Source organism: Salinisphaera sp. S4-8, assembly GCF_040361235.1.
Lineage (GTDB): Bacteria > Pseudomonadota > Gammaproteobacteria > Nevskiales > Salinisphaeraceae > Salinisphaera.
The window spans coordinates 149,074-163,726 of sequence record NZ_APNF01000007.1; the positions used below are offsets into that span (position 1 = coordinate 149,074).

Annotated in this window: 14 protein-coding genes; 13 read left to right on the top strand and 1 reads right to left on the bottom strand. The window is 60.5% G+C overall.

All coding sequences use genetic code 11. The annotated features are described in order from the left end of the window. Positions 1-63 precede the first annotated feature (63 nt). The gene (locus S4A8_RS12545) at positions 64-1,797 is read left to right on the top strand and encodes a bifunctional protein-serine/threonine kinase/phosphatase (RefSeq protein ID WP_353220400.1); all 1,734 of its coding nucleotides are present in this window, start codon (positions 64-66) and stop codon (positions 1,795-1,797) included. Positions 1,798-1,840: 43 nt separating this feature from the next. Here S4A8_RS12545 and S4A8_RS12550 read toward each other — a convergent pair whose 3' ends face one another. Next, positions 1,841-3,265, bottom strand: a complete 1,425-nt coding sequence (locus S4A8_RS12550; protein ID WP_353220401.1) for an aminotransferase-like domain-containing protein — start codon at positions 3,263-3,265, stop codon at positions 1,841-1,843. Positions 3,266-3,521: 256 nt separating this feature from the next. On the opposite strand from S4A8_RS12550, the gene S4A8_RS12555 reads away from it, so the two are divergent. The 12 genes from S4A8_RS12555 to S4A8_RS12610 all read left to right on the top strand — a co-directional run bounded on the left by S4A8_RS12555 (position 3,522) and on the right by S4A8_RS12610 (position 14,622). Then, on the top strand, positions 3,522-4,004 hold the full coding sequence (locus S4A8_RS12555; protein WP_353176532.1) for an MSMEG_0572/Sll0783 family nitrogen starvation response protein: 483 nt from the start codon (positions 3,522-3,524) through the stop codon (positions 4,002-4,004). Positions 4,005-4,017: 13 nt separating this feature from the next. Next, positions 4,018-5,058, top strand: coding sequence for a Nit6803 family nitrilase (locus tag S4A8_RS12560; protein ID WP_353220402.1), 1,041 nt, complete (start codon positions 4,018-4,020; stop codon positions 5,056-5,058). Beyond that, positions 4,997-6,103 carry an MSMEG_0568 family radical SAM protein gene (locus tag S4A8_RS12565; RefSeq protein WP_353220403.1) on the top strand — a complete coding sequence of 369 codons (1,107 nt, stop codon included), beginning with the start codon at positions 4,997-4,999 and terminating at the stop codon, positions 6,101-6,103. The genes S4A8_RS12560 and S4A8_RS12565 overlap by 62 nt, the downstream gene beginning before the upstream one ends. Beyond that, complete coding sequence (locus S4A8_RS12570) at positions 6,103-6,657, top strand: MSMEG_0567/Sll0786 family nitrogen starvation N-acetyltransferase (RefSeq protein WP_353220453.1); 555 nt, start codon at positions 6,103-6,105, stop codon at positions 6,655-6,657. The genes S4A8_RS12565 and S4A8_RS12570 overlap by 1 nt, the downstream gene beginning before the upstream one ends. Beyond that, positions 6,654-7,655, top strand: a complete 1,002-nt coding sequence (locus S4A8_RS12575) for a sll0787 family AIR synthase-like protein (protein ID WP_353220404.1) — start codon at positions 6,654-6,656, stop codon at positions 7,653-7,655. The genes S4A8_RS12570 and S4A8_RS12575 overlap by 4 nt, the downstream gene beginning before the upstream one ends. Next, complete coding sequence (locus tag S4A8_RS12580; RefSeq protein ID WP_353176539.1) at positions 7,648-7,929, top strand: MSMEG_0570 family nitrogen starvation response protein; 282 nt, start codon at positions 7,648-7,650, stop codon at positions 7,927-7,929. The genes S4A8_RS12575 and S4A8_RS12580 overlap by 8 nt, the downstream gene beginning before the upstream one ends. Continuing rightward, positions 7,926-9,227: an MSMEG_0569 family flavin-dependent oxidoreductase gene (locus S4A8_RS12585; protein WP_353220405.1), complete on the top strand. Its 1,302-nt coding sequence runs from the start codon at positions 7,926-7,928 to the stop codon at positions 9,225-9,227. Before S4A8_RS12580 ends, S4A8_RS12585 begins: the two co-directional genes overlap by 4 nt. A gap of 81 nt (positions 9,228-9,308) precedes the next feature. After that, on the top strand, positions 9,309-10,091 hold the full coding sequence (locus S4A8_RS12590) for an N-acyl homoserine lactonase family protein (RefSeq protein ID WP_353220406.1): 783 nt from the start codon (positions 9,309-9,311) through the stop codon (positions 10,089-10,091). A gap of 540 nt (positions 10,092-10,631) precedes the next feature. Continuing rightward, on the top strand, positions 10,632-11,456 hold the full coding sequence (locus tag S4A8_RS12595; RefSeq protein ID WP_353220407.1) for an abortive infection family protein: 825 nt from the start codon (positions 10,632-10,634) through the stop codon (positions 11,454-11,456). 81 nt (positions 11,457-11,537) lie between these two features. Beyond that, positions 11,538-11,960 carry a hypothetical protein gene (locus tag S4A8_RS12600; protein ID WP_353220408.1) on the top strand — a complete coding sequence of 141 codons (423 nt, stop codon included), beginning with the start codon at positions 11,538-11,540 and terminating at the stop codon, positions 11,958-11,960. Between the two features lie 140 nt (positions 11,961-12,100). Continuing rightward, complete coding sequence (locus S4A8_RS12605; protein WP_353220409.1) at positions 12,101-12,766, top strand: hypothetical protein; 666 nt, start codon at positions 12,101-12,103, stop codon at positions 12,764-12,766. 80 nt (positions 12,767-12,846) lie between these two features. Next, entirely contained in the window at positions 12,847-14,622 is a 1,776-nt protein-coding gene (locus S4A8_RS12610; RefSeq protein WP_353220410.1) for a DUF7380 domain-containing protein, read from the top strand. Positions 14,623-14,653 lie beyond the last annotated feature (31 nt).

A 14,653-nucleotide genomic window follows, 5' to 3' on the forward strand; every position in this document is an offset into this window, starting at 1 on the left:
GTGTCGTTTTACCTGCGCTTTGTCTGTCGCTAGCGGCTGTCGGCGCGAGCCGCGCACATCGTCATGCCCTCTTTACTAACGGTCACGACCGGCCAGGCGAGTTCGGCCGGACGCAAGAAGCAGAACCAGGATTTTCACGGCCTGTACGTGCCCCAGGGCACGCCGCTGCATACCAAGGGGATCGCGGTGGCTATCGCCGATGGCATCAGTAGCAGCGATGTCAGCCAGATCGCCAGTGAAACCGCGGTTTCGAGTTTTCTGGAAGATTATTACTGCACCTCGCAGGCCTGGTCGGTCCGCCGCGCCGGCGAACGGGTGATTGCCGCGCTCAATTCCTGGCTTTATGCCCAGACGCGCCAGAGCCAGTATCGCGACGATGCCGATCGTGGCTATGTGTGTACCTTCAGCGCGCTGGTGCTCAAGGCGGCCAGCGCCTATCTGTTTCATGTCGGCGATACCTGTATCTATCGCATCCGCGACGGCGCGTTGGAGCGGTTGACGGAAAGTCATCGGCTGCGTATTTCCCGTTACGAGAGCTATCTCTCGCGGGCGTTGGGTGTCAACGATCGGGTCGAGATCGACTACCAGCGCCTTGCCATCGCGTCGGGCGATGTGTTCGTGCTGGCCACGGACGGCGTCTATGAATACACCGACGATCCGACCCTGATTGATACGGTCGCCGTGCATGGCGACGACCTGGAAGCCGCCGCGGCCCATCTGGTCGATATGTCCTACGAGCACGGCAGCCACGACAATCTCACCGTACAGCTGGTGCGTATCGATCGTGTCGGCGAAGCCAGCGCCGACGATATCAGCGAAGGTGTGGCACAACGCGCCTTTGCCCCCGTGCTGGAAGCGCGCATGCATTTCGAAGGCTATGAAATCGTGCGCGCCTTGCATGTCAGCGGGCGCAGCCACGTGTTTCTGGCCCGTGACGAAGTCGACGGCGCGCCGGTCGCACTCAAGATACCGGCCAGCGATCTGAAAGCCGATCCGGTGCTGCTCGAACGCTTTCTGCTCGAAGAATGGATCGCACGCCGTATCGATAGCCCGTACGTGCTCAAGGCCTCGGCGCCGCGTCAGAACCCGACGCATCTGTTCGTTGCGATGGAATATATCGAGGGCCAGAGCCTGTCGCAGTGGATGGTCGATCATCCCAGGCCCGATATGGCCAGTGTGCGGCCCATCGTCGAGCAGATCGGCAAGGGCGTGCTCGCCTTTCATCGCCAGGAGATGATTCACCAGGATCTGCGGCCCGACAATATCCTCATCGATACGCTGGGCACGGTGAAGATCATCGATTTCGGCGCGGTGGCGGTCGCCGGTATTCGGGAAAGCGCGGGGCGTCTGGGCAGCGACGACGTGCTCGGTACCAGCCAGTATGCCGCCCCCGAGTATTTCGTCGGCGCGGGTGGTTCCACGCGTTCGGATGTGTATTCGCTGGGCGTGATTGCCTATCAGATGCTCACCGGGCATCTGCCGTACGGGCCGGACGTATCGCGGGCGCGAAATGCCACCGATCTGAACCGGCTGCGTTATACCAGCGCGATCGTCTACAACGACGACGTGCCGGTCTGGGTCGACAACGCATTACGCAAGGCCCTGCACCCGAATCCCGACAAGCGCTACGCTGAGGTGGCCGAATTCGTCTACGACCTGCGCCATCCGCGCGGCGAACTCGTGGCCGATCATCGCCTGCCGCTGATCGAGCGCGACCCCAATCGCTTCTGGAAAGGGCTGTCGGCAGTGCTCGGTCTGATCGTGATCGGCCTTGTGAGCTATATCGCCCTCGGCTGAGGCGTTGAAAACAGCGGATCAAGGCAGCTGTTTGGGTGCGCGACTAATAAGCGCCTGCCAAGGGCTCGCCATAGCCGCCCGCGGCCATCGCCGGCAGGTGCTCGATCACATCGTGCATGATTTCCAGATGGCGATGGCATTCCTCGCGGCTGGCGGTGCCGCCCAGGCATATGCGCACGGCCTCCGGCGCCGGCGCGCGCATGGCAAAGGCATCGGATACGACCGCGGCGATGCCATGTTGCTGCAGTCGTGTGGCCAGTTCGATACGGTTCCACGGAGCCGGTACCGGTAGCCACAGATGAAAGGCCTCCGGCTGGCTCTGGTATTCGATTCCGCGCAGCACGCGTGTCGACAATGCCTGCCGTGCCATCGATTCCTCGCGAATCGCGCGGGTCGCAGCGCGTACCGTGCCATCCTCGATCCAGCGCGTGGCCAGGCGAATCATCGCCGGGTTGGCCATCACCGATAGCGTCGCCATGGTGGACGACACGCGGGCGGTGTAGCGCGCATTCGGGGTCACCAGATAACCGATGCGCAGACCCGCCCCCAGCACCTTGGACAGGCCAGCCACATAGAACGTCAATTCGGGCGCATAGGTGGCGATCGGCGCAAGCCGCTGTTTGGGCAGGCAGCCGTAGGGGTCGTCCTCGATGATCGGCACGCCATAACGCAGCGCGATTTCGGCGATGGCCGCGCGGCGTTCGGCGGGCAGGGTGGTGGTGGTCGGGTTGTTGAGTGTGGGGTTGATATACAGCGCCTTGGGCGGGTCGGCCGCGCACAACGCAGCAAAGGCGTCCGGATCGAGTCCGTCGCGGTCGGCAGGCAAGGCGGCCGGGCGAATACCCAAATGGGCCGCAATGCCCTTGATGCCGGGATAACTGATCGCTTCACAGGCCAGGCTATCCCCGGCGCGTAGCAGCGAGGCGCACAGGCCCAGCAGCGCACTATGCGCGCCCGGGCATACCAGGATATTGGCGCAGTCGGCCCGGGGCAGGCGCTGGGCCATCCAGGCAGCGCCGGCTTCGCGGTCGCGTTGCGCGCCGCCGAATTCCTGGTAGCGCAGCAAGTCGTAGACATCGTGACCCGAGCCGAGGCTGGCAAAGCCTTCGCGCAGCCGGGCGCGCAACGCAGGCGAGCGCGGTTCCGGCGGCATATTCATGCGCATGTCGATAGGCCCGACTGTGCTGGCATGGCGTACCGGATCGCTTCTGATCTCGCCGCGTACATAGCTGCCGCTGCCGGGGCGCCCGGCAATGAGCCCACGTTCGGCGGCTTCGGCATAGCCGCGTGCGGCGGTGCTGAAATTCACCCCCAGCGTGCGCGAGAGCGCGCGCAGCGGCGGCAGTTTCTGCTCGGCGCGCAGACGGCCGGCCTGAATATCTTCAGCGATCGCATCGGCGATCGCATGATAGGTCGGCCGATCGCAGGCGGTGATCGCTGCACACCAGCGGCTCAGATGGTTGTTCATGACTGCCCTCGAATCGTGCGCGGCACGCGGAATTCACCAGTGTGGTGCGCGCTCTTCATCACGCTTTCCCGCCGTTACCGGTCACGCGAAAAATAATCGCCCGCCGCGCAGCTAAACGCTAGCACAGTTTTCGCGTAAATGATCGACAAATGATCGCATTGTATGGCCGATCATTTGGCACAGGCGTTGCAACATCCTTGCTGACCGACGCCGGTGCGTCGGCCTGACATATGGCCACTCAACAGGAGACAACCCGATGCCTGAAGTCACCACAGCGAAAGTGCAGAAAGGCGATTATTTCGTCGACTACGAAGACAAGGTCTTCGAGGACGTACAGGCCGAACCGGGCGAGAAAGCGCTGGTGACGTTTCATACCGTCGCCTTCGAGGGCTCGATCGGCCTGGTGAATATGCTTCAGGCCAAGCGGCTGCTGCGCAAGGGTTTCGAAACCACCATTCTGCTCTACGGGCCCGGCGTGACACTGGGGGTGCAACGCGGTTTTCCCACCATTGGCGACGAAGCCTTTCCCGGCCATCAGAACTACGAAAACCAGCTCAAGGCATTCATGGACGAGGGCGGCAAGGTCTATGCCTGTCGGTTTGCCCTGCAGGCGCTCTACGGCCACGGCGAACCAGCACTTGTGGAAGGCATTCAGCCGATCAGCCCGCTCGATGTGCTCGATATCCAGCTGATCGCACGCCGCGACAATGCCTATGTCGTGTCCACCTGGACCATGTAGCGCCCACGTCGCGATGCGTGAATCCCGAACCGTGAAGGTCGCAGCCGTGCAATTGCAGCCGGTGCTCGATAGTGCCGACGGCACGGTCGCGCGGGTGCTCGACGAAATTGCCGCGGCCGCCGCCGAGGGCGCACAGCTGGTGGTCTTTCCAGAGACCGCCGTGCCCTATTACCCGTACTGGTCGTTCGTCATGGCGCCCATGGCCATGGGCGACCGCCATCGTGCCCTCTATGCGCATGCGCCGAGCGTGCCCGGCCTGGTCACCGATGCGGTGGCCGCGGCCGCGCGTGCCCACGAGATCGTGGTGGTGCTTGGCATCAACGAGCGCGACCACGGCACGCTCTACAACTGCCAGCTGGTGTTCGACAGCGACGGCGAGATCGTACTCAAACGTCGCAAGATCACGCCCACCTACCACGAACGCATGGTCTGGGGCCAAGGCGACGGTTCCGGGCTGCATGCTGTCGATACCGCGGTCGGGCGTGTCGGCGCGCTGGCCTGCTGGGAGCATTACAACCCGTTGGCGCGCTATGCACTGATGGCCGACCACGAACAGATCCATTGCAGCCAGTTCCCGGGCTCGCTGGTGGGCCCGATCTTTGCCGAACAACAGGAAGTCACGCTGCGCCACCATGCATTGGAAGCTGGCTGTTTCGTGGTCAATGCCACGGCCTGGCTCGATGCCGATCAGATCGAAAGCGTGACCCCCGACCCGGCGCTCCAGAAAGGCCTGTCCGGCGGTTGCTATACCGCCATCATCGCCCCGGACGGCTCGCATGTGGTCGAGCCGCTACGCGATGGGCCGGGCCGACTGATCGCCGACATCGATCTGGATCTGATCACCAAGCGCAAGCGCATGATGGATTCGGTCGGCCATTACGCCCGCCCGGAATTGTTGTCGTTGCGTATCGACCCGCGCTCCCACGCGACACGGCACGCCGATCCCGTGCGGGTTGCGACCCCGTCCTTAGCTGAATCCGAGGAATCCGACCATGGCGAATCCGAGCCGAACGCTGCTTACCGAGATGCAATCACTCGGGCTTCGACTGGCTGACCCGAGCCAAGCACAGTACCAGGGCGCACCCAGCCGGCGCGGCGGGGCCGGGCCGTCGGATCACAAGGCGGTGACCGTCGACGGCCAGACCGTGATGGTGCCAGTGCATACCGGCCATTCGCAGCGCTCGCCGTTCGCCACCGACAGCCAGGGGCGGCTTACCCGCAATGGCGAGCCGGTGACCACCATCGGTTTTGCTCCGCAGCCGCGGTTCTATGGTCGCGAAACCGCCGACGGCATTCCCTACTGGAAGATCGCCCAGCTGCATTCGCGTGACGTGCTGGCCACGACCGTCTTTCAGACCTGTGTGCGCTATGGCCGCCGGTCGACCTCATGCCAGTTCTGTGCGATTGGCCAATCGCTGGCCGAAGGGCGCACCATCAATCGCAAGACGCCGGAACAGCTCGCCGAAGTGGCCCGCGCCGCGGTCGAGCTCGACGGCGTGACGCATATGGTGATGACCACCGGCACGCCCAATTTCACCGATCGCGGGGCCGCGATTCTGTGTGAAAGCGCGGCCGCCGTGCGCGCGGCGGTGGATCTGCCGATTCAGGCGCAATGCGAACCGCCGGACGATCCAATCTGGTTCGAGCGGCTCAAGGCCGCCGGCGTGGATTCGCTGGGTATGCATCTGGAAGCGGTCACGCCCGCGGTGCGCGAGCGCATCATGCCGGGCAAGGCCGAAGTCACGCCCGATGCGTATCTGCGCGCCTTCGAGCAGGCGGTCGCGGTATTCGGCCGTGGTCAGGTCTCGACCTATATTCTGGCCGGACTGGGCGACACGCGCGAAGCGATTATCGACATGAGCCGTGCGCTTATCGCGCGCGGGGTCTATCCGTTCGTGGTGCCGTTCGTACCGATCACCGGTACGCCGCTGGAAAATCACGCCGCCCCGAGTGCGGCCTTCATGCAGTCGCTACTCGAGCCGATCGGCGAAATGCTCGGGGCCGCCGGCATGCGCTCGGCCGATATCAAGGCCGGCTGCGGGCGTTGCGGTGCCTGTTCGTCGCTATCGGCTTACGAGCGCAGCGCCGAGATCGCGTGATGCTGCTCGACGGCGACGACTACAAGGTGGCAGCCTTCGTACCTGCGGCGTACAGCGTCAAGCGCGCCGATCGCGCCTGGGAGATCCGTGCCGCCCAGCGGCTGCGCAAGCAGGTGTTCTGCGACGAACAACGGCTGTTCGCGCACACCGATCGCGACGCCATCGATGCGATCGCGACACCCATCGTGGCCCTGTCATGGAATGGCGGCATGGCCGAGCAGGTCGTGGGTACGGTCCGTATTCATGCCGACGACGATGGTCTCTGGCACGGCTCGCGGCTGGCCGTGGCCCGCGGCTTTCGACGCATGGCAGGGCTCGGCCGTGAACTCATTCGGGTCGCCGTGGGTAGTGCCCATGCCCGTGGCTGTCGTCGATTCACCGCCACCGTGCAGATGGCCAACGTGGCGTTTTTCGAATCCCTGCACTGGCAGACCTTGGAACAGGTTCGCGTGTGCGGTGCACCGCATGCGCTCATGCAGGCCGATCTGGCCTGGTATCCGCCCTGTGCACCGGACACATGCGCGGTCGTCGCGCCGCGCCGGGCGGCCGCATGAACAGCCTCGATGCCGTAGCCCAGGCCGCGCGCTCGGCCAAGGGCATTACCGGCAAGACCGATATCGCCGCGGTCATGGACACGCTACGTGCCCACGGGGCCGATCCAGGCGCGATTCGTATCGGCGACGATTGCGCAGCGATTGCCGATGGCGACGGCTGGCTGCTGTTCGCGATCGAAGGTTTCGTCAAAAGCTTCGTGGCGCGTATGCCGTGGTTTGCCGGCTACTGCGGCGTGATGGTGAACATCAGCGATATCGCGGCCATGGGCGGGCGTGCCAGCGCCGTTGTCGATGCCGTGTGGAGCCGCGATGTAGCCCATGCGCGCCCGATCGTCGAAGGCATGGCCGCTGCAGCGCAGGCGTACGGCGTGCCCATCGTAGGTGGCCACAGCAATGCCCATAGTGACGACGAACAGCTGTCGGTGGCCATCATCGGCCGGGCGCGACAGCTGCTGACCAGCTTCGATGCACAGCCCGGCGATGTCCTGGTGGCCGCCATCGATCTGCGCGGGCGTTATCGCCACCCGTTGCCGAACTGGGATGCGAGTACCGATGCGCCGGCACCGCGTCTGCGGGCCGATCTCGCGTTGTTGCCGGGCCTGGCCGAGGACGGTCTGTGCCGCGCGGCCAAGGACATCAGCATGGGCGGTTTGGTGGGCACGGCCATGATGCTGGCCGAGTCGTCGCAGGTGGGGGCTGTCATCGATATCGACCGCGTGCCGCGTCCGGATACCGCCGAGCCCGCCCGCTGGCTGTGCGAAACCTTTCCCAGCTTCGGTTTTCTGCTGGCCGTGGCGGCGGCGGATGTCGACGCCGTAATCGCGCGCTTTTGTGCCCGCGATATCGCCTGTGCCGCGATCGGCCATTGCGACGACAGCCTGCGGCTGCGTCTACGCGCGGGCCGCGCCGAACGCGAGATCCGCGATTTTCGAACCCAACCCTATATCGCCTGTGCACGGACACAGGCTGTTGCCGAGTCGGAGTCCTTTCATGCCTGAAACCTGGTTCAACGTGCGCTGGCCGGACGATCGCCGTATGCGCTGTTATTCGCCGTCGAGCACGATCACCCAATTCTTCGAGCCCGGCACGCGTTACGCGGTGCCGGAGTTCGTGCGTATCGCGCGCACGGCACTCACGCACGCCGGCGAACGGGTACGCGCGAAGTACGGCTATGCATGCAGCGCCTCGGCCGAACAGCTGGTGGCCATCGAGCGCGCCGCGCAGGCGTTTGCAAGCGATGCCACGGTCACCGTCGAGGGGTTCGAACGATGAGCCGTTTCATGCGTCGTGCCATGATCGACGGCCCGGATATCGGCCGTCACTGGCCGGTGGTCGTGATCGGCGGCGGCCAGGCGGGGCTGTCGGCAAGCTACTGGCTCCAGCAGGCCGATATCGACCATATCGTGCTGGAAAAGCATCGGGTCGGTCACGCCTGGCGCGACAAGCGCTGGGATACCTTCTGTCTGGTCACGCCCAACTGGCAATGCCGGCTGCCCGGTTTCGGCTACGACGGCGACGACCCTAACGGCTTCATGGAAAAAGACGAGATCGTGGCCTATCTCGAGCGCTATGCGGATTTCGTCGATCCGCCCCTGCGCGAAGGCGTCACCGTTACCCGTCTGGGCCGCGACGAACGCGCTACGTTCCGCGTCGAAACCAGCGCCGGTACGGCCACCGCCGATCAGGTGGTGCTCGCGGTGGCCGGTTACCACGTGCCGCGCGTGCCGCGTATCGCCGAGCGTGTGCCGACCACGATCGACCAGCTGCATTCGGTCGACTATCGCAACCCCGAGCAGCTCGCCGCAGGCGAGGTCATGGTCGTAGGCACGGGCCAGTCCGGTTGCCAGATTGCCGAAGACCTGCACCGGGCCGGCCGGCGTGTGCATTTGTGCGTGGGCAGCGCCCCGCGCGCACCGCGGGTCTATCGCGGCCGCGATTCGGTGGACTGGCTCGAACGCATGGGCACCTACGATGTCACGGTCGCCCATCATCCCGAATCGGAATACACGTTGCGCCACAAGGCCAACCACTATATGAGCGGGCGCGACGGTGGCCACGAAATCGATCTGCGCGCGTTCGCGCTCGATGGTATGCAGCTCTATGGTCGCCTGGCGACGATCGAAGCCGGCGGGCGCATGCGGTTCGAGGCCAATCTGGCCGACAACCTCGATAGCGCGGACGCCACCTACTGCAAGATACGCGACAGCATCGATGCCTATATCGCCGAACAGGGCATCGACGCGCCCGCTGCCGAGCCGTATCGACCGGTCTGGCAGCCGCCATTCGAGCCCGAAGCACTGGCGCTCGATGACAGCGGCATCCGCACGATCATCTGGGCGACCGGTTTCGCCGGCGATTTCTCCTGGGTGGAAGCACCGGTGTTCGATGGCCGGGGCGAGCCGGTACATCGGCGCGGCGTGACGCCGGTCGACGGGCTGTATTTTCTCGGGCTGCCCTGGCTCAATACCTGGGGCTCGGGACGGTTCGCCGCGGTCGGTGCGGATGCCCAATATCTGGTCGATCAGATCGCCGCGATTCAGGCTGCACCCGCGCTCGCCGATACGGGGTGAGCCGGTCGCGGCGTTTTGACCGGGCGAAACGGCACGGTCGCTGCATCGGGTATGCCATCGTTACGCTGCAACCCGATCGCCATGACCCGCGCGCTTTCCATCCGGCCTCTGCTCACCGCCACCCACCGCTACGAAAAGACCGTTTCGACACGGGGCCGCGGCCACGGCGTGTATATCGACGCCCCGATTCTGGCGTACCTGATCGAAACCCTGAACGGGCGCATTCTCTTCGACGTGGGCTGCGATTATCACAAGATCGCCACGCCCGAACTGCGCAAGAAATACCTCGAGCCCATGCGGCCGACGTTCGACGTTCCCGAGATGTCGCAGACGCAGCGCATTCCGGCTTATCTCGAGCGGCTGGGCCTGAGCGTGGCCGATATCGATCTGGTATTCCTGAGCCATCTGCATTTCGACCATGCGGGCGGGCTGTGCGATGTGCCCGGCTGCGATGTGCATCTGCATGCCGCCGAAGTCGAGGCCGCCGATACCGGCGACGTGAGCGGCATCTTCGAAGACGAAATCGCCGATCGCCAACGCTGGAAAATTCAGCAGGGCGATTACGATGTTGCCCCCGGCGTGCACGCCTTCGAAACCCCGGGCCACACCGCCGGCCATATGTCCCTGTTCATCGAACTGCCCCGCGGCGCGCCCGTGATTCTGTGCGGCGATGCGGCCGATCTCACCGAAAACCTGACCGACGAAATCGCTCCCGGCTACTGCTGGCAGGATCGCGAAGCCGAGGCGCTGGCCAGCATCCGTCGTATCAAGCAGATGGGTGCAACCGAAAACGCCGAGCTCTGGCCCAACCACGATCTCGACTTCTTTCGGGGCTTGCCAGCTTTTCCGGCATATCGCGACTGAATCTTCGTCAAGCGCGCTAGGGGCACTACTACAATCGTCACCGCCCATCGCCTCGCGCTACAACTTCCGCCACGCCCAATAAGCGCAGCTCAGTCATAAGAGCGTGCCTTGCGCCGAAGCGCTGCATGGCATCGTCATACCGTTTGCTGTCGGTGACGGCCGCTGCTGCGGGTAAGTCGGCAAGTCCCAATTAATGCCAGCCGAATCGACCGATTCAGCGACCCTATCCAAGACCGCTTACAGCGGTGGGGCGTCGGCCAAAAGCGCCGGTATCATTCGCTTTTAGCTTCGACTATCGAGTGCTTTCTCACGGCCGCGGTCCGTGCGATATTCGGTGCAGGGCGGTATTGCCGACCTAGGCGTGTGACGGAGGATCTATCGATAATCTGTGCAGCCTAATATGTCAACCTATTATGCAGTTATTTCGCAAGCTATTGATATTAATCGGTGCAGCATGGCGTTAGGTAACAAAGCGGCTGCATGTTAGGTAGACAAATGTCGTCGAATTGGCGTTAGCGATACGAGGAACGAGAAAATCTAATGGCGTTGCCGATAACCGATCATATTGTTGCCGCAGTTAGCAAAATGGTGGATGACTCTCAAGTTGAGGGCTATCGTGAGCCCAGTCACTCCGACATAGAGTTCTATGTAAGCAGAGCGGGCTTGACGGATGCTGACCCAAAGGCACAAGGACAAACAGTAGGGAAGGCTAAGCGAGTTCGAGCAATCCTTTCTTGGGCTATCGATAATGACCAAACAGCGGGCGGAAAATTGGTCGAGTCGCTTATCGCAAAGGTCAGGGCGTCAGGAGGATTTCGGGATTCATCCGCCAATTTCATCGGCGCGGATGTAATAGCTCGAGCCGTAGAGGCCTTCGATTCTGAAGGCTATATTCTGTCAAGCGATGGTGCCTTGCGCCCAAAGAACCTCGAGTCGCTTATGGGCCGGGAGCTAACAGTTGCTCTACGCGACTATGCGCGTAGAGCACAGAAAGGCTCTGAAGACGCCGCGCTACTCTCTGGCACAAGTAAAGACCTACTTGAAGCTACTGCGGCTCATGTGATTCGTACCAAGTACGGATCTTATCCGCAGCAAGCTAACTTTCCTGCCTTATTGGGGCAAGCCTTTATCGCTCTTGAGATGGCTACCCCAGAAGATCCTCCTTCATCGACTGAATCCCCTTATCGCGTTATGGAACGTGGGATGTACCAGTCGGCGGTTGGCGTGAACCGACTAAGGAATAAGGAAGGAAGTGGTCACGGCAGGCCTTGGGTAGCTAGCTTGGGAGTAGTCGAAGCCGAAGCGGCAATTGAGCTTGCCGGGGTCATCGCTGGCTATATGCTGGATAAACTGGATAATCGCTAACAAAACGCTGTATTTGACCGCCCAAGCGCTGCCGCGCTTCGGCCGGCAACTGAGCTTAGGCTTTGGGCCTAATGAAGAGCTATGAGACTTGCCGACACATCCATAAGACTTTATCGAAAGAAAGATGGCGCAGTGTCAGTAAGGTTGCATAGCTACATTATGATCCACGTTAAAGGCGATGGCTTTTTGCTTTCCGCTTATTTAAATCAATTTGATTGCAGCCTCGAGCTCGAATCCGGCCAGCGAGTACAGCTAGACGATTATGTCTACACGTATAACTCGTTACACAAGCTCGACCACATGATCCACGAGCTTTGGGCAGCGGGCACCACTCAGCTAGAACGCATGAAGGACTCGGCAGGAATTCTGCGTATTGAATATCGGCTATTCAGTTATCCCGGCCAAGGCTCACCCGACGTTATCGAGCAAGTTGTTCCAGTTTTAGCGAGGGGCGCCCATGCACAGCGTTACTCATCGAATCCTAGTCATTGGAAAACTCGGTAATGTACTCAAATCGTTACCCAGTGTTCTGGCCCAACAGTACGCTGCAGCGCTTCGGGTTCCCTCCGCGGCCTTAGGCCGCGGAGGCGGCAACCGAGCTTGGCGTTGTGCCTTTATTGGCATTATGCCTTTAGGAGAATTGATTGGATCTCGTATTCTTCATTAAAGATCGCTTAAAGTTTGCGACTTATTTTTTCGAGAATGCCACTAAGCCATTTGTGGGCATAATCTCCGCTATTGAAAAAGAAGAGCCACCTTTCGTTCCTGTTTATGATGAGTCAGGAGAGCCTCAATATTTGCAAGAATGGCAAGATGCAAGAACGGGCTTTGAGTCAGTTGGTTTGACTGCGCTTTCTATGGTGGCATCTTCATTACAGCTATTTTTGAATGATTGGGTACGCTATAGGCTTGAGCGCCGAGACAAACCGCCGTACAAAAGAAAGCACAAGAAAGGTTGGTTTTATGCCTATCGTAAAATTCTAGAGGAAGTGGGCGTCGATCTGACCGCATGTCCTGCCAACCTAGAACTCGTTGAACAGGCTGTTCTTGCGAGAAATAGGGGGCAGCATCCAGAAACGCTAACTATGCTTCAGACAACCCACTCAAAAAGTGATTTAGAGAAATACCCTAATCCATACTTCGTGTCTGAAACAGATCAACGGGTTATCGAACTAGATAATGGAGAATTATCTTGGTGGCTATCACCTAAAGTATTCGTTGATGAAGCCAAATTAAGCACAGTCGTGTCTGAAGTCGAAAAATTATGTAAGTGGCTAGAGGAAGAATACTGGAATGCAGTCAGGGCATAACAAAGCGCTGCTGTCGGACAAATTTTACGCTGCGCTCCAAATTTTCCGCAGAGCGCGGCGTTAGATTTCCGGGGTAACGTATGAGCGAAGCTAAAGCAGCGGCGGAGATCGTTAATGCGATCGTCGCACGAGCGCGAAAGGGTGAGTGTATCTATTGCCACGGCGAGATCCTTTCGAAAGCACGAGATGGCGCGACACCCGATCAGCTCAAGCCGTACCTCACGTCGGTTGGTGAAATCGCGTCGTATCAGTTCAGACAGTCAAATCCAACGGAACCATTCGACGCACTGTTCCAGAGCTCGGATAGGCGTTCTGCAATTCCGTCAGATTTGGGTGAGGATGCTCTAGAACGGGTGCGAGCGATTCTTCCTCACATCCGCAGCGCCGAGATTCGAGCTAGGATTTCTGATGTCTTGTGGTTGCGTCAACGACGACCAGAAAATGCAAAGGCTGCGGTAGCGAGCTACATCGAAGCAGCTCATGATGGCTTCGATCTGGAGCATTGGACTTTTGCAGCGGAAGCGGTCGAGCGCGCGCTAAGGCTTGCCAGCTTATTCCGCCGAAAACAGCCGGATTTGTGCCAATCGGTCGCCAATGTTCTGTTGGCCTGGATAGAGGAGCACTCTGCAACGGACCAGCGGTTTCTGACCGCAAGATCAATATCTCTGTTGTTGCAATTTGGCTACGGCGATCCTTCCGATTTGCATCAGCGCGTCAAGGCCATTGCGAAGATCGCTCAAGAAGACTCCGACTATCATCGGGCGGAAGAATACTGGCGCCTGGCCGTTGAAGCAGCCCGGGTAGCGGGTGACAACGAAGCGGCGAACGGGGCTCAAGTCCAGCTAGCGGAGTCGTACGCTGCATGTGCACGGATGCACGGCAAATCGGGAATGATAGCGTCACACTGGATGCAGAAGGCGGTGGAAGCCTATAAGGCCGTCCCTAGCTCGAAGGAGATGCGCGAAGAACTCTATCAGGAACTGCTCAACTTCCAGAAGCAATCTCTCTCAGAAATGAGGAAATGTGAGCATTCTGTCGATATCACTGAAATTGTGAAAGCGACCGTTGAAGCGATGGAGGGGCTCGAAGCCACTGACGCACTCTTCAAGCTTGCTTTCGGAGTTGCGAGACAACCGAACTACGAAAAACTTAGGGCACAAGCGCGAGAGTTGGCGCAAAAATACCCGCTTTCATCATTGTTTGGTGCCGTGCACCTTGATCGAGAAGGCAAGGTGGTTGCGAAGTCTGAGGGTGGTTTCGGTAGTGGAGACGGCGTATCGAGCCGAGAGGTCTATCGCCTCGCGGCGCATGAGCACCAGTTCATAGTGATTGGTCAACTAGCTCCCGCGATTGATGTCCTGATAACCGATCACGCCATATCTGAGCAGGATATCTTGTCCGTCGTCGTCGGCAATCCTTTTGTGGAACCCGGGCAAGAAAAGCTATACGCGAAAGCGTTGTGGGCGGGCCTCAGTCGGGATTTCATCGTCGCAACCTCTCTCCTGGTCCCCTTGCTGGAGAATTCACTTCGACACGTGCTCAAAGGAGCGGGGGAACGCGTTTCGACACTGAACCCATCTGGGATTCAGGAAGCGCTGAGAATAGGAGCCTTGTTGGATCACCCAAAGACTGAAGAAATATTCGGAAAAGACAGCATCGCAGATCTTAAGGGGATCTTGATCGAGAGAACCTACGGAAATCTGCGAAACGAAGTGTCACATGGATTGGTTACATGGAATACGTTCCATCAGCCGTTCTGTATCTACCTGTGGTGGCTCGTTCTACGGTTCGTCCTGATGCCGTACTGCGAAAATTGGGCCGCTCAAAAGCAAAGCGATGGCGAGTCGGAAATCTAAAAAATCGTATATTGACGCCTGCCGCAAACGG

What these genes read in the sequence shown, in the direction of transcription:
- S4A8_RS12545 (WP_353220400.1), top strand. Translation starts at nt 64, where the DNA reads ATGCCCTCTTTACTAACGGTCACGACCGGCCAGGCGAGTTCGGCCGGA.
- S4A8_RS12550 (WP_353220401.1), bottom strand. Translation starts at nt 3,265, where the DNA reads ATGAACAACCATCTGAGCCGCTGGTGTGCAGCGATCACCGCCTGCGAT.
- S4A8_RS12555 (WP_353176532.1), top strand. Translation starts at nt 3,522, where the DNA reads ATGCCTGAAGTCACCACAGCGAAAGTGCAGAAAGGCGATTATTTCGTC.
- S4A8_RS12560 (WP_353220402.1), top strand. Translation starts at nt 4,018, where the DNA reads ATGCGTGAATCCCGAACCGTGAAGGTCGCAGCCGTGCAATTGCAGCCG.
- S4A8_RS12565 (WP_353220403.1), top strand. Translation starts at nt 4,997, where the DNA reads ATGGCGAATCCGAGCCGAACGCTGCTTACCGAGATGCAATCACTCGGG.
- S4A8_RS12570 (WP_353220453.1), top strand. Translation starts at nt 6,103, where the DNA reads ATGCTGCTCGACGGCGACGACTACAAGGTGGCAGCCTTCGTACCTGCG.
- S4A8_RS12575 (WP_353220404.1), top strand. Translation starts at nt 6,654, where the DNA reads ATGAACAGCCTCGATGCCGTAGCCCAGGCCGCGCGCTCGGCCAAGGGC.
- S4A8_RS12580 (WP_353176539.1), top strand. Translation starts at nt 7,648, where the DNA reads ATGCCTGAAACCTGGTTCAACGTGCGCTGGCCGGACGATCGCCGTATG.
- S4A8_RS12585 (WP_353220405.1), top strand. Translation starts at nt 7,926, where the DNA reads ATGAGCCGTTTCATGCGTCGTGCCATGATCGACGGCCCGGATATCGGC.
- S4A8_RS12590 (WP_353220406.1), top strand. Translation starts at nt 9,309, where the DNA reads ATGACCCGCGCGCTTTCCATCCGGCCTCTGCTCACCGCCACCCACCGC.
- S4A8_RS12595 (WP_353220407.1), top strand. Translation starts at nt 10,632, where the DNA reads ATGGCGTTGCCGATAACCGATCATATTGTTGCCGCAGTTAGCAAAATG.
- S4A8_RS12600 (WP_353220408.1), top strand. Translation starts at nt 11,538, where the DNA reads ATGAGACTTGCCGACACATCCATAAGACTTTATCGAAAGAAAGATGGC.
- S4A8_RS12610 (WP_353220410.1), top strand. Translation starts at nt 12,847, where the DNA reads ATGAGCGAAGCTAAAGCAGCGGCGGAGATCGTTAATGCGATCGTCGCA.